The 15,449-nt window shown below is 34.3% G+C and carries 14 protein-coding genes; 3 read left to right on the top strand and 11 right to left on the bottom strand.

Going from position 1 to position 15,449, the window contains the following annotated elements:
- Positions 1-25: 25 nt before the first annotated feature.
- Complete coding sequence (locus F9279_RS18840) at positions 26-1,261, bottom strand: Zn-dependent hydrolase (protein ID WP_152115843.1); 1,236 nt, start codon at positions 1,259-1,261, stop codon at positions 26-28.
- Between the two features lie 238 nt (positions 1,262-1,499).
- Here F9279_RS18840 and F9279_RS18835 point away from each other — a divergent pair, with 238 nt between their 5' ends.
- Both F9279_RS18835 and F9279_RS18830 read left to right on the top strand, forming a co-directional pair.
- The gene (locus F9279_RS18835; RefSeq protein WP_152115842.1) at positions 1,500-3,149 is read left to right on the top strand and encodes a PucR family transcriptional regulator; all 1,650 of its coding nucleotides are present in this window, start codon (positions 1,500-1,502) and stop codon (positions 3,147-3,149) included.
- Between the two features lie 147 nt (positions 3,150-3,296).
- Positions 3,297-4,619 (top strand): nucleobase:cation symporter-2 family protein, encoded by a 1,323-nt coding sequence (locus F9279_RS18830; protein WP_152115841.1) that lies wholly within the window; start codon positions 3,297-3,299, stop codon positions 4,617-4,619.
- A gap of 29 nt (positions 4,620-4,648) precedes the next feature.
- Here F9279_RS18830 and F9279_RS18825 read toward each other — a convergent pair whose 3' ends face one another.
- On the bottom strand, positions 4,649-5,881 hold the full coding sequence (locus tag F9279_RS18825; protein ID WP_152115840.1) for an NADP-dependent malic enzyme: 1,233 nt from the start codon (positions 5,879-5,881) through the stop codon (positions 4,649-4,651).
- Between the two features lie 94 nt (positions 5,882-5,975).
- A complete protein-coding gene (gene rpiA / locus F9279_RS18820; protein WP_413463229.1) occupies positions 5,976-6,671 on the bottom strand; it encodes a ribose-5-phosphate isomerase RpiA in 696 nt (231 codons plus the stop codon).
- Between the two features lie 403 nt (positions 6,672-7,074).
- Here rpiA and F9279_RS18815 point away from each other — a divergent pair, with 403 nt between their 5' ends.
- Positions 7,075-7,302: a hypothetical protein gene (locus F9279_RS18815; protein ID WP_152115837.1), complete on the top strand. Its 228-nt coding sequence runs from the start codon at positions 7,075-7,077 to the stop codon at positions 7,300-7,302.
- A gap of 61 nt (positions 7,303-7,363) precedes the next feature.
- Here the strand turns inward: F9279_RS18815 and zupT are convergent, their stop codons facing one another.
- From zupT to F9279_RS18775, 8 genes are all read right to left on the bottom strand, one after another.
- Positions 7,364-8,173 (bottom strand): zinc transporter ZupT, encoded by an 810-nt coding sequence (gene zupT, locus F9279_RS18810; RefSeq protein ID WP_152115835.1) that lies wholly within the window; start codon positions 8,171-8,173, stop codon positions 7,364-7,366.
- A 236-nt stretch (positions 8,174-8,409) separates the two neighbouring features.
- Positions 8,410-8,592 carry a hypothetical protein gene (locus tag F9279_RS18805; protein ID WP_152115833.1) on the bottom strand — a complete coding sequence of 61 codons (183 nt, stop codon included), beginning with the start codon at positions 8,590-8,592 and terminating at the stop codon, positions 8,410-8,412.
- A gap of 66 nt (positions 8,593-8,658) precedes the next feature.
- Positions 8,659-9,186 carry a GNAT family N-acetyltransferase gene (locus F9279_RS18800; RefSeq protein WP_152115831.1) on the bottom strand — a complete coding sequence of 176 codons (528 nt, stop codon included), beginning with the start codon at positions 9,184-9,186 and terminating at the stop codon, positions 8,659-8,661.
- 71 nt (positions 9,187-9,257) lie between these two features.
- Positions 9,258-10,451 carry a PDZ domain-containing protein gene (locus tag F9279_RS18795; protein ID WP_152115829.1) on the bottom strand — a complete coding sequence of 398 codons (1,194 nt, stop codon included), beginning with the start codon at positions 10,449-10,451 and terminating at the stop codon, positions 9,258-9,260.
- 328 nt (positions 10,452-10,779) lie between these two features.
- Positions 10,780-12,795: a transketolase gene (gene tkt, locus F9279_RS18790; RefSeq protein WP_152115827.1), complete on the bottom strand. Its 2,016-nt coding sequence runs from the start codon at positions 12,793-12,795 to the stop codon at positions 10,780-10,782.
- Between the two features lie 90 nt (positions 12,796-12,885).
- The gene (locus tag F9279_RS18785; RefSeq protein ID WP_152115825.1) at positions 12,886-13,758 is read right to left on the bottom strand and encodes a 6-phosphofructokinase; all 873 of its coding nucleotides are present in this window, start codon (positions 13,756-13,758) and stop codon (positions 12,886-12,888) included.
- Between the two features lie 246 nt (positions 13,759-14,004).
- Complete coding sequence (gene rpiB, locus F9279_RS18780) at positions 14,005-14,451, bottom strand: ribose 5-phosphate isomerase B (RefSeq protein ID WP_152115823.1); 447 nt, start codon at positions 14,449-14,451, stop codon at positions 14,005-14,007.
- Positions 14,452-14,609: 158 nt separating this feature from the next.
- Positions 14,610-15,449, bottom strand: a complete 840-nt coding sequence (locus F9279_RS18775; RefSeq protein WP_152115822.1) for an aldo/keto reductase — start codon at positions 15,447-15,449, stop codon at positions 14,610-14,612.

Raw genomic sequence — 15,449 nt, 5'->3', positions numbered from 1 at the left:
ATTTCTTCCTCCTAAATAAAGTTTGTTAGTAAGCTAGTTTATGTAGTAATTCACTCAAAACGATAATTCCATTTTTTAAGTCTTCTATTTCCGTAAATTCCTTTGGTGAATGGCTAATTCCGTTTACACTTGGCACAAATACTAAAGCCGTTGGACAGAACGAGCCAAAAACCTGTGCATCATGTCCTGCTCCACTAACCATTTCACGAAAAGGAACATTCATCTCTTTAACTATATTTCTAGAAAGCTCTGTTAAATGTTCATTCATTACAACTGGCTTTACATCTACCCACTGCTCTATGTCTATCCCCATACCAAACTCTAAGCACTTTTCTTGAAAGTATGAAAAAATAATTTGACAATAATTTTCTATTTTTTCCTCCTCATGATGTCTTACATCTAAAGTAAAGACAACTTCTTCTGCAATAACATTTGGTATATTTGGAGACGCATTTATTTTACCTACAGTTGCAACTAAATGCTGATCAATAGTGGAAACTTTATTTAAAGCATAGGCAATTAATTCAGAAGCCAAATGTACACTATCCTTGCGATATGGCATAGGTGTGGTTCCTGCATGATTGCTTTCTCCCATTATCTTAATCGTGAACCGACGTTGTCCGACAATATGAGTTACTATCCCAATTGATTTCTTCTCGGCTTCTAATATTCCGCCTTGTTCAATATGGATCTCGATAAATGCATCTATATCTTCCCGTTTTACATCACTTTGCTTATAGGAACGTACAGAGGCATTCATTTCATCTGCAAAGGCAAGATTATCGATATCTTTTAATCCTATGCAATCATTCACATTATATTTACCTGTAATAGATCCTGAACCCCAAAAGGCAAGAGGAAATCGACTTCCCTCTTCTTCACATAGAGAAACCACTTCTATTGTTTTTTTAGGTAAACCATAATATTTCTGAAGTAATTGGATGGAAAGAAAGCTTGCAATAACTCCATATGCTCCATCATATTTTCCACCATCTAATACTGTATCAATATGTGAACCTGTTAAAATAATTTTTTCTTTTTCAATTGTTCCTTCTAGTCTTCCAAATAAATTACCTACTTTATCAAAATAAGGTTGAAGGCTACTCTCCTTCATTTTCTCAAACAAAGCATTTTGGGCATTTACCCAATTCTCATCATAAAGAAGTCTAGTAACTCCACCATTTTCTGTTAGTCCATAACTCGCTAACCAATCTATCCATGTATTCACTTCTTCCGCTTCCAACTTAATGGTTGTTTTCATTCACTGATCGCTCCTCATTAGGTGGCATTTACAATCTATTATTTAAACAAAGTTAACTAGTAAGAAACAGATGACATTCATCACTATCTATCCCTAATTTCTAGAACGTTATATTTTCTAACATCCTGTGACATTATTTTAATAATCAGTAGTTGGCAATTCATTAGATAAAATGTTAGAATTATCTAAATACTTTAGGCAAAATGACTAATCTAATTAGTAAGTAGGAGGAATCTACATGAAATTAGCTGAAGTTTTAAAGAATTCTGCATTTGAATCTGTTTCTGTCATTGCGGGGCACAGTGGGCTTGATAAAGAAATGAAGAACATTACGATGATGGATGCACCTGATATCATTGAATATTTACATCCAAATGACTTTCTTGTCACTACTGCCTATCATTTTAAAGACAATCCTCTTAAGCTTCTCCCATTAATTGAAAGTATGCATCAACAAGAATGTGCTGCATTAGGAATTAAAACACAACGATTTATAAATAGTATTCCAATTGAAGTTATCGAATTTGCAAATATGCACAATTTTCCATTAGTAGAAATCCCTTTAGAAACCTCACTTGGTGAGATGGTAAATGCCACTTTAAATTTCATGCTTAGTCAAAGAACAGCAGAATTAACAACTGCCTTTGAAACACACCGTAGATTTACGCAATACATATTAAAAGGGAAAGGATGGAAAAGGTTAGTAGAAGATCTTTCTCATATGATTGGAAAACGAATTGTTTTATTAGATGCACATTTCCAAGTTCATACTTCCTCCTATACTAGACAGTCCATTAGCAAATTTTTTATTGAACTTCACGGTAAAGGATTCGAATTCTTATTAGGAAATTCCCTTTACACATGCTTCACTACAAGAAATACAGAAGAAGTTTTCTCTGTTTTCCCAATCCATACACATATGGGAAAGCCTGCTTACTTAATTGTTCTAGGAGAAATTTCATTTGAAGATCAAAGACTTCTTCTTACCATCGAACAAGCAACAAATGTCCTTTCCTTTGAACTCATGCGAGAAAACACGGTTAAACAATATACAAGAAGAGCAAGGAATGAGTTTTTTGCTCATTTTGTAGAAGGAAAGTTTACTTTCCCAGAGGAAATTGAGAATAGAGCAAGAGAGTTTTCATTAAAGAAAGAACAAACCTCTATAATAATCATCGGGAAAATGAATACGTTGAATATGGCTCAAAGACCTTTTAGTAAGTATTCTGTAGAAATCGATTATATGTATGAATTTTTAGAATCGGAAATAACGAAAGCTCCCTATCCATCACAGCTATTTGTAAAAGAAGATCATTGCATCATTATCATGAGTGTATCTCAACCTACCTATGAAATGGAGCAACACATTTTGCCCTACCTAAAGGACATACAAACATATATGGAAAATATTTTTAAAATAAGTATTTCCTTTGGAGTTAGCAATGTATGTCAACGGCTACTTCATATTCCTAATGCCTATAAAGAAGGACTTAGCGCTTTACATACTGGTCAATTATCAGGTAATACACCATTTATCCAGCTTCATCGACCGAAAGATGTTTCAGAAATGCTACGTATTATTCCAACAAAGGATCTACAGGAATTCTACCAACATGTATTATTGGAACTCACTAATCATCAACATCAAGAAGAAGAACAAATATTACTTAATACTTTAGCTGTTTACTTAGAAACACATTGCCAAATCTCAGAAACAGCAAAGAGATTGTATGTTCACCGCAATACGGTGATTTATCGATTAGAAAAATGTGAAGAAATATTAGGAAAAAGCTTAAAAGATCCAGACACTACCTTTCATCTACGCTTAGCATTACGAATTAAATCTCTCTTACAAACCAACGATAGAAAAACGGAATGGACGATATAGTGTCTCTCTAGTTATTATAGTCTATATTTTCTAAATCTTTTGTACATTGTAACCAATGACTTCTTTTTACCTACTCTTTAATATGTTAATAAATAATACATGTTTTGTAATAATTCTTAACATAAAAATTTCAAAGGAGTGAAAAGGATGGTAGAAAAGAAAGAGAATGGGTTAAAAATCGTTTCATTAGGATTACAACATGTACTCGCGATGTATGCAGGTGCAATATTAGTTCCATTATTAGTTGGGAGGGCTCTTAATTTAACAACCGAACAGCTCGCCTACTTAGTTGCTATTGATTTATTAACTTGCGGAATTGCAACCTTATTACAAGCATGGAAAAATAAATATTTAGGAATTGGTTTACCAGTTGTTCTTGGAAGTTCTTTTGTAGCAGTAACACCTATGATTTCAATTGGTACTAATTATGGGATAACCGCTATCTATGGTGCTATTATTGTTACTGGTATTCTCATTGTTCTTCTTGCTCCATTCTTTAGTAAGATTACCAAACTTTTCCCACCTGTTGTAATAGGGACCGTCGTTACCATGATTGGACTTTCTCTCATTCCTTCTGGTATTAAGAATATGGGTGGAGGTGCTACTAGTGAAGATTTTGGTTCTATTGAAAATATTATTCTATCCTTCAGTGTCTTACTTTTTATTCTTATTTTGAACCGCTTTACTAAAGGCATTTTGCAATCATTATCCGTGCTGATTGGTATTATAGCAGGAACCCTATTCGCAGCATTAGCAGGTAAAGTCAACTTTACACCTGTTAGTGAAGCTAGCTGGTTCCACCTTCCTGAATTCTTTTACTTTGGAACTCCTACATTTGAAATTGGACCTATTCTTACGATGTTAGTTGTTGGTGTTGTTATTATCATTGAATCTACTGGTGTATTTTTTGCACTTAGTAAAATTACAGAAACACCTATAAATGAGAAGGACTTAGCAAGAGGCTATCGAGCAGAAGGTTTAGCCATCGCATTAGGTGGCTTATTCAATGCCTTTCCATACAATACATTTGCTCAAAACGTTGGATTAGTACAGCTTTCTAAAGTTAAAACAACCAATGTAGTAGTGGCTGCAGGTGGTATTCTCGTATTCCTTGGTCTTATTCCTAAAATTGCTGCTTTTGCCACCATTATTCCCACACCAGTATTAGGGGGAGCAACTGTAGTCATGTTTGGTATGGTTGTAGCATCAGGTATCCGCATGTTAAGTAGTGTTGATTTCACTAGTCAAGCCAATTTATTAATCATCGCATGCTCTATTTCTATCGGTCTTGGCGCAACTGCTGTACCTGATCTATTCGCACAGCTACCTTCTGGTCTTCGTATCATTGTTAGTGATGGCATTATTTCAGGAAGTCTAGCAGCCATTATCTTAAATGTATTATTTAATTTTAAGAGTAGTAAAAAAGATACTCCCGTTTCTACTGATTCTGATGTAGTGATTAAGGCATAGAAAAGAAGCCAAGAAATTGTCTTCTTTCCCTATTCCGACCTATTTGTTAGCTTCATGGTTTTCCATTTTATATCTTCAGGGTTCACTTGGATTCTGGCTGCATTTGATTTCATTGCTGCTAGTGCAACGCTAGCTGCAACTGATGGGGCAACTCTTGGATCAAATGGACTTGGAATAATGTAATCTTCATTTAGTTCTGCATCTGAAATTAAGCTGGCAATAGCTTCTACTGCTGCTTTTTTCATATCTTCGTTAATTTCTGTTGCTCGAACATCTAAAGCTCCTCGAAAAACTCCAGGAAATGCTAACACATTATTCACTTGGTTAGGAAAATCCGATCGACCTGTTCCAATAATCTTTGCTCCAGCTTCCTTCGCTTCTTGTGGCATAATCTCTGGTACAGGATTCGCCATTGCAAGAATAACCGCATCCTGATTCATTAATCTCACCATTTCCTTAGTTAGAGTACCTGCAACAGAAACACCAATAAATACATCGGCTCCTTTAATCACATCACCCAAAGATCCCTTTTCTTTATTGACATTTGTATATGCTGCAACAGATTCTTTTACTGCATTCATCCCATCTGGACGTCCACTATAAATAGCTCCTTTTGTATCACATAGGATTATGTCGGTTACACCATAGGCATACAATAGTTTGGTTATCGCTATTCCAGCTGCACCCGCTCCATTTATAACTACCTTGATATTTTCCATCTTTTTCTTTACTATCTTTAAGGCATTTACAAGTCCTGCTAATGTGACTATTGCTGTACCATGTTGATCATCATGAAAAACAGGTATAGTTAATGCTTGATTTAATTTTTCTTCAATTTCAAAGCATGCAGGTGCAGCTATATCTTCTAAATGAATACCACCAAAAGTAGGTGACATTAGTTTAACCGTATCAATTATTTTCTCTACATCAGTAGTATCTAAACAAATAGGAAAAGCATCCACTCCCGCAAAGCTCTTAAGTAAAATCGCTTTTCCTTCCATAACCGGAAGGGATGCTGCAGCTCCAATATTACCTAATCCTAGTACTGCTGTACCATTAGATACTAATCCAACCATGTTCCCTTTCATAGTGTAGTCATAGACAGTGTCTGGTTTTTCCTGTATTTCTTTGCAAGGTTCAGCCACACCAGGAGAATAAGCAAGACTTAAATCGTAGGAATTCTTTACTTCTACCTTAGCTTGTACTTCAAGCTTTCCTTGTTTTAATTGATGCATATGTAAAGCTTCTTCTCGTAATGTCATGCTACATTCTCTCCCTATCTACATAGTTGGAGTCCATCATTCTTCTTTATTCTAAAAAGGTCAGATTGCTAAGATACTTATACGACGATGACTGTTAACTCCGAGAACCTTCAATAGTCACTTCTTTATCCTTGTTCAAGGTTACTACATGATCAACCATATGAAGAAAAAGTCCGTTTTCTACTACCCCTACTATACTATTCAATGTGGTAGCTAGTTGATTGGGGTTTTCTATTAATTCAAAATGACAATCAATAATATAATTCCCATTATCAGTTGAAAATATCTGTCCATCTTTTTCTCTTAAAACAGTAGAACAACCTAATTTCTGCAAATATCTTTCTGTAATTTTTACACCAAAAGGTACTACTTCTACTGGTAAAGGAAAACGTCCTAGTTGATTAACCAGCTTGGAAGAATCAGCTACTACTACAAATTTATTCGCTAAAGTAGCTATTACTTTTTCTCTAAACAGTGCACCACCACCGCCTTTTATCGCATGAAAATCACCATTAATTTCATCAGCACCATCAATAGCTACATCAATTTTTTCCACTTCATCTATAGTAAGAAGTGGGATACCGTACTGTTCTGCAAGTAATTCCGTATTTTTGGAGGTAGCTACTCCCTTTATAGATAAACCTTTCTTAACCATCTCTCCAAGTTTAACAATTGTATAATATACAGTTGATCCTGTACCTATTCCAACAATCATTCCATCTTTAACAAAGGATTCTGCTGCTTTTTCACCAACTAAGGCCTTTTCCTTCTCATTCATCGTATCACCCATTCTAAAAGTAGTTTTCCAATATTATTCACCTTCATGGTAATACATTTTTATAGCAATAGCTATTAGTAAAGAGAAAGAACCGATATTCTTTGATATTCCAGCCATCCTTCTCCCTTCTATTTACGTAAAAATAGACTTGTTAGCATAGGAACTTCTTCCTTACTAAAAACTGATCATCCTATTCAATAGGAAATTTCAAAATTCTAAAGATCATGTTTATTATTAATTTCTACACCCATATGTAGCTTTCAATACTCTCATGTAGGTATCTCATTTAATAATTACCATCTGTCACTGATATAACAATATTTCTGAAACATATTACTCTTGATAATCGTATAAAGTAGGAATAAAGTAAAAGGAAGGAGAATATTTACAGATACGAAAAGAGGGGAGAATAAGGATGGAAGATTTTGTTGCCGTTATAATCGTAGGAATCATTTTTGCCATTCCTTTTACAGCTATTGTCACAAACCATTTCCAAAAGCAATCGAAATTCAAATTAAAGATGCTGAAAGAAGAACTTGCTTTAGAAAAGCTCAAGCATGAAAATTTCTTACTCGAAACAGAAAGAATGAAATTAGAATTACAACAAATGGAGAAAGATAATTCCCTTATCACTAAAAAATAAATACCAAAAAAGCTTCCTTATCGTTTATTTTACCCACAAACTCCTAAGGAAGCTTTCTATATTAAATAAATAAAAGTAAACTAAGTGCCATTATAGCCATTCCAGCTATAACTCCATATATAGATAAATGCCCCTCATCATATTTCTTAGCTGCTGGCAATAATTCATCTAATGAAATAAATACCATAATACCCGCAACAGACGCAAATATTATTCCAAACATAACATCGTTTAGGAAAGGCATTAGAATTAGAAATGCCACTATTGCTCCAACTGGCTCAGCAAGCCCAGATAAGAATGAAAGTTTAAATGCCTTTTTACGATCACCTGTAGCGAAATAAACAGGTACAGCAACAGCAATTCCTTCAGGAATATTATGAATAGCAATAGCAACTGTAATCGCCACACCTAAAGCAGGATCTTGCAAAGCAGCAGTAAAGGTTGCAATTCCTTCAGGAAAATTATGAATAGCAATAGCTAGTGCAGTAAAGCTTCCCATCTTCAATAAAGCATGATCTGTTTTTACACCATTTGACTTAGAAATATCCTCGACTTTTTTTAACTCATGTGGATTTCCTTGCTCTGGGACAAACTTATCAATTAGTGCAATGAGTAGTATTCCAAAAAAGAAGCCTCCGACCGTTAGCCAATTCCCCATTTGATTACCTAACGAACCAACTAAAGCATCTTTTGCCTTTACAAATATTTCAACCATGGAAACATAAATCATTACCCCAGCCGAAAAGCCAAGCATCCAAGAAAGAAACTTTGTATTAGTAGTAGACGTAAAAAATGCTAACATACTACCTATTCCAGTCGCTAACCCAGCTATTAAAGTCAATCCAAAAGCAATCAATAAATTTTCTGGCATATTACCCCTCCACAAAAATATGTCCTTTTTCTCTAATTGTTATTTGCATATACCAATACGGATCTCTTGAAAAAAGTTTCCCATAGGAAACATTTTAACTGTATGCAAAAAAAACTTCAATCTATTTATATGCAATTAGGCGAATTATGTTCAAATAGATATAGCTTCATCTTATTCAAAATGGAGGGATAATAAAGGAGGTTTTATTTATATCTATTATGTAAACTTTCCCCATCTTATTTAATTACCTTTTTCAATCCCTCTGTAATAATCAAACTCCCTATAATATCAATTATCACATTACCAGTTACTGCTTTAATAACATAATACGAAAGCGTACTAACTCCCATATCCATGATAAAAAACCTTTTCACCGTAGATAGCTGAACTGTAATAATGATAATTTCTTTCTGTTTCATTCTCACAACCCCTTTGTAATAGGGTACGCAAGGGAGAATTTGTCCTATGTAAGAATTTTTGTTTTACTAAAAAATCTTGTACCAGTATAAGGTTTTATCAATTTCTGGATTGTAAGTTTGCTTTAATGCATCCACTCCCCCTAGAACCATTCCTTCCTTGCTATAAAATCTACATGCAATTAGATTATCGTCTTGTGCTTCTAAAGATAAACCAATAAGATTCTTTTCTTTCGCCCATCTTTCAGCCTCTTTTAATAATTTCTTACCAATTCCTTTATTTCTATAATTTTTGCTTACTGCTATATTTTCTATATAACAAAATTTATTCCAATCTCTTACTAATCTAATCTGTCCAATACATTCCGTAGCATCATAAGCTAAAAAGATCACTTTCTGCTCTCCTTTTATATAATCATTCCACTCTAAATGGTCATCAGGAAATTTAATTTCTTTGCTTATAAAAAATAATTCCTCCTTGGTAGACCATAAACCATCTCGATAGGTCACATTTAATTTTCCTATTATAGGAAAAGAGTCATTCATTTTATTTATGTCTTTTACTTGTTCTTCCTTTAACGGTATTATTCTAATCATGATAATAAGCCTCCATCAAAAAAGGTAAAAAAACAGAGACTGCTACAACCAGTCTCCCATAAAATATAAAATTAAACCGCTTCATTCCCATGAATTTTTTCATCTGGAATCAATAATAATCCCAGTTCATGATGATCTCCTTCGTAAAGTGCTCTTTGTACAAATCTAATCTCTTCATTTTCGTCAAACACTTCAATTTTACAATGAGCAGAATTACGTTGTAGGGCTTTGTAAATTTGGTTTTTATCTTGAACGGGTATACTATTCACCTTTGAAACAGTTTCTCCAATTCGCAAGCCCATTTTATCCGCAGGGGAATCTGGGACAATTCCTAATATAACTACACCATTATTTCTTCTTGAGAAAAAGAATGCTCTATTTTTTTCTACATTTTTCTGCTTTACTGTAATCCATTCACGTACAATTATCGCAAGAACGACAAATGCTATAGATAGGACAGGTAAGAAATAGGATGCCACACCCCCTAATAAGATAATACTACCTAAAGTCATTATATTTGTGCTTATTTTTCTTGTGGCTTTAAAAGGATGTTCCCCTTGTATCTCCAATTTTGTTCCTAATAAAAATGGTACTAATAAAAGAGAATATGTTTGATTTCCGACTGTCACTACTGGCCACCAATCCATAGCAATCGTCAAGGTCCCCGATGGTATAAATACAAACATCGGTAATAACCAAGCTCTTTCAAGTAGATGAGTCCCTATCATTTGACCTCTTTTACTTCTTTTTAAACGAGGAGAGGTACTCTTTTTTCCATTTACACGAACAAATATTCCCTCGGAAATAATAAGTAAGCCTAATAGAATGATAGCGGTTGGAAAGAATATTTCATCTGTACCTAAATGGCTTTTTGAAAAAAGAAAATAATCCCAACCTAGATATAAGGAGATAGTGCATACGAGAATTGCTAAACCTACAGTATATACGGGAGATAATAGCCTTGTTTTTCCTATCAATGCTAAAATGATTGTTAACAGACTTGCGAAGATAATAATCTCCATTGGCAAGATTAAAACTAGCGCAATAGATAATCCTGAAAGACAGAGTCCAAGGATCAAACCAGTTGGTACTAGCTGTTTTAATTCAAAATAAGCATTTTGCGCTCTTACTGTGAAATAACGCCTTTCTTTTTTTACGCGAGCAACTCCTAATGAAGCTGCAAATAAAAACGATAGATATAAAACTGGATTTAAGAATATTTTACCGAAACCTTTTGCTAGTTCTAGCAACCAGTCTTGCCACATATACCATCCCCATCCTTCCATTAAAAACCGTATGTCATTCCCTATGTAAAGGAGATTCACTTCTTTATATAACTCTATTATATTCTACAAGTATAGCAATAGAAAGACTGTATGGAAGAATATTTCATTCTATTAAGATACCTTGTATAGAATATTTCAAAGCTAATATATATGGAAGAAAAAACGTTACATCTAAAAAAATGATTGGGATACAAAAAAACCAAACTACTCCGAAACGCAATGAAGCGTTTCGCATGATAGTCTGGTTTTTTTGTATTATTCTTTATAGATAGTTAGCTTATCATTAACCCTATTAAAGAAGGAAGCTTTATTTTGTTTTTTGGATTGAAGCTTTTACTTTAGCAACAATATTTTCTACAGTAAATCCATACTCTGCGAATAATTTATCAGCTGGAGCAGATGCACCAAAATGATCAATTGTAATAAGCTCTCCTTTAGGACCAACATATTCTCTCCATCCTAATGAGGAACCAGCTTCAATACCTACACGTGCTTGAACACTTTCTGGTAAAACACTTTCTTTATATTCATCTGATTGTTTTGTAAATAAATCCCAACTCGGCATACTTACAACACTTACTTCAATACCCTCTTCTGCTAATACAGCTTGTGCTTGCATAGCTAGAGATACTTCTGAACCAGATGCAAGTAGTAAGCCCTGCGCCTCAGTTTTTGCAGGAGAAACAGTGTAAGCTCCTTTTTTCACACCTTCATAAGCCTCTGCTTTAGATAAATCTAAAGTTGGTAAGCCTTGGCGAGTTAACACTAATGCTGTAGGAGTATCTTGACTTTCTAATGCAATTTGCCATGCAGCAGCTGTTTCTTTTGCATCTGCTGGACGAATAATAGATAATCCTGGCATTGCACGTAAGGAAGCAAGTTGTTCTACAGGCTCATGTGTAGGACCGTCTTCTCCAACTGCAATACTATCATGTGTAAATACATACGTTACTGGTAATTTCATTAATGCTGCAAGACGAATTGCTGGACGTAGGTAGTCAGAGAAAACAAAGAACGTTGCTCCAAATACTTTTACACCACCATGAAGTGCTAAGCCGTTTAAAGCTGCACCCATCGCAAATTCACGAACACCGAACCAAATGTTTCTGCCAGCATATCCATCAATACCAAAATTCTTTTCAGCTGTCATTAATGTTTTATTAGAACCAGCAAGGTCAGCTGAACCACCGAATAAAGCTGGAATTGCTTTTGCAGCAGCTTGAATTGCCTTACCAGAAGAATCTCTAGTTGCCATTGATTCTCCAGCAGTAAATTCAGGAAGACTTTCTTGTAAATCAGCTGGAGCCTCCCCTTTAATTGCCGTTTCTAGTTGCTCTGCTAATTCAGGGTATGCAGCCTTATATCCATTGTAAAGTTCATTCCAAGCTTCTTCTTTTTCCGCCCCATTTGCAGTTAATCCTGCATAATGCTCAGAAACTTCTGCTGGCACGTGGAATGCCTCTTCAAAATCCCAACCATATGTTTGTTTAGCTAGTAGCGTTTCTGATGCTCCAAGTGGTGCACCATGAGAAGCTGATTTTCCTCCTTTATTTGGAGAACCATAACCAATAACTGTTTTAACTTCAATTAAAGTAGGTACTTCTGATTTTTTTGCTTGTGCAATTGCAGCTTGTAATTCTTGTGTATCATTGCCATCCTCTACACGAATTACTTCCCATCCATATGCTTCATAACGTTTTTGTACACTTTCAGAGAATGATAAATGTAAATCACCATCTAGTGAGATATCATTTGAATCATATAAAACTACTAATCTACCTAATTTTAAATGACCAGCAAGAGACGCAGCTTCAGCAGAAACACCCTCCATTAAATCACCATCTCCACAGATACTGTACGTATAGTGATCTACTACTGGATAATTTTCTTTATTGTATGTTTCAGCTAAATGTCTTTCTGCCATAGCCATACCTACTGCCATTGCAATCCCTTGGCCTAGAGGACCTGTAGTTGCTTCCACACCAGGTGTATGTCCGAATTCTGGATGCCCCGGTGTATTACTACCCCATTGGCGGAAATTCTTCAAATCTTCAATAGATACACCATAATTAAATAAATGTAATAAGCTGTATAATAACATAGAGCCATGTCCTGCTGATAAAACAAAGCGATCGCGATTAAACCAATTTGGGTTCGCAGGGTTATGATTCATTTCTTTTGCCCAAAGAGTATATGCCATTGGTGCTGCCCCCATTGGCATTCCTGGATGTCCTGAATTTGATTTTTCAATTGCATCAATAGATAATGTACGAATTGTGTTAATAGCTAATTGCTCAATATTTGTTTTCACTTGTTTACTCATTGCAATTCTCCTTTATCATTATATTATTTAAAAGCTTAGGTAAGAAAGAAGCTGTTTTTTTTCAGTCATATGTATTACTACTTTTCCCTATCAAAGCTCAAATTTTTTTAGATTAACTCCATCTTTTAGTACAGCAATCTCTGCTGTTGGATAACTAGTATGCACCCATCGCAGTATACCTTCTGCTAATTCGTTTGCAAGTATTCGGTCTAATGCTGTTGGGTTAATTCCCATACATAAAGCCTCATCTATCTTTGTGTATTTCCAATCCACATCTAACTGAGTGATAACCGAAGTCTCAATAACTTCCTGTAAGCCTTCACTATAAATGAGGACATTAGAGGTTTTACTGTATGTATAGCCATTCTTTATCGATTCACAAAGAACTGGTATATCCTCTTTATCATAATCAACTGCTAAATAATTTCCATCTACAGCAAGGGAAAGATCTTGCAACATATTGGTGGATGGATTTCCTTCCATTGAAAAACCAAATAATCTCGGTTTATCATATTTTAATGAATGAATGGTATCTTGTACCTTTAACACATTTTGTGTAATCACATTTAATGCTGTATCATACCCTAGTGACCAATCGTTCCCTTTCACATTATTGTAAATAGAAACTGGAACAAAAAGTGTGCGTATAGATTCTTCCTTTGCAATGTATTGCTGCCATTGTTCCTTTGCTTCATCATCACCAATAATAATGGAAACATCCATAGGAGCAAAAACTTCTTTCCAGTTAGTACTAGGTTCTGCAAAACTTAGTCTTAATGGAGAATAACTTAAATAGGGCGAATCATTTGTTTGTATAAGTTCTGTATACCTGATTTCATCAGTATGTTTATCCATTTCTATTCCTACTAATGAATGATTTGGAATGAATGATTTAGATAAACGGTGAATAATTTGCTTTACTCCAGCAGGCAAAATCCCTAAGACAATTACTCCAACCTTCAACACCATACCTCCTACTTTCATTTTTATAATAAGCTGCAAGTAAAAATAGAAAACTACAGAAAGTGTATAACAGCAAAAATGAATAGAGGCATTTTTTCTTTTTTTGTGCTTTCTGCTATTAATTTATCCTCATTATACCATACAACTTTACAAATATAAACATACATATATAGTATAACCTATTAATGGTACGTACAAGTTATAATGTGATTCATTTATATAATATATCCTTAATCTGTTTTACTATTAGCAAGAATAGGATTCTAATTTAGTTATCCCATCAATTCTATTAGAGTGTCGACCGCCAAGAAATTCTGCGTTTAACCATGTATCTACAATTAAACAAGCTAGTCCTTCTCCTGTCACTCTTTCACCTAGACAAAGAATATTGCTATTATTATGTTCTCTTGTTGCCTTAGCAGAGAAAACATCACCTACAACTGCAGCTCGTATGCCTTTTATTTTGTTAGCTGCTATGCTCATCCCTATTCCTGTACCACAACAAAGAATTCCTAGGCCATTTTCTCCTTTTACTATAGATTCTCCTACCAGTTTTGCATAGTTAGGAAAATCAACACTATCTTTACTATGGCAACCGTAATCAATCACTTCTATTCCACTGCTAATAAGATGTTCTTTTACTGCTTCCTTTAAGCGATATCCACCATGATCACTAGCTATTGCTATTTTCATATGCCCATCCTTCCCTGTATAAGATGATTCTTTTTTCAAAAGTATTCTATCATAAAACAGTAGATTTGTATCCGATTTCATCATAAGTTTTTTATATTATTTACATCTAATATAAATGCCACTATCCTATGTTCAATCTAGAATAGTGGTATTTAGTATTAAAAATCAAAATTGTCTGGATCAGGACCAACACGTAAATCTTGGTTCAAGCTATCAATTCTTTTCATTTCTTCTTTTGTTAGGCAGAAATCAAATACATTTCCATTCTCTATTATTCTTTGTTCTTTCACTGATTTAGGTATTGTTACTATCCCATTTTGTAAATCCCAACGAATAATCACTTGAGCAACAGATTTTTGATATTTATGTGCTAATTCTCTTAATAAGGGATTATCTAATAGTTTTCCTTGCATTAATGGCGACCATGCTTGCACTTGAATATTTCTACTCTCACAAAATGCTAGTAAATTCTTTTGTGTTAATTTTGGATGTAATTCTATTTGATTAATCATTGGTTTTATTTCAGAAGCATTCAACAATGTTTCTAGATGATGAATCTGAAAATTACTAACTCCTATTGATTTGATTTTCCCCTCTCTATAAAGTGTTTCTAAAGCTTTCCATGTTTCTAAATATTTTCCTTCTTTTGGCCAATGAATAAGATATAAATCTATATAATCAAGTCCTAATTTTTCGAGACTAGTCTCAAAAGCTTTAATAGTTTCCTCATAGCCTAAATCTTCCGTCCACACTTTAGTAGTAATGAATAATTCACTTCTAGAAATACCTGTCTTTTTTAAACCTAATTTGATGCCTTCCCCAACCCCTCTTTCATTTCCATAAATAGCTGCAGTATCTATACTTCTATATCCATTCGTGATAGCAGAGCTAACAGCATCCATTAATATTTGTCCTTCCTCTACCTTAAATACACCTAATCCAAGCCAAGGCATCTTAACTCCATTTGCTAAAGTTACTGTATCTTGTAAGTTTTTCAT

Origin of the sequence: Bacillus sp. B1-b2 (assembly GCF_009183415.1) — a bacterium.
In the GTDB taxonomy this organism is placed as follows: domain Bacteria; phylum Bacillota; class Bacilli; order Bacillales; family Cytobacillaceae; genus Niallia.
This window is presented reverse-complemented; position numbering and strand designations above follow the sequence as displayed.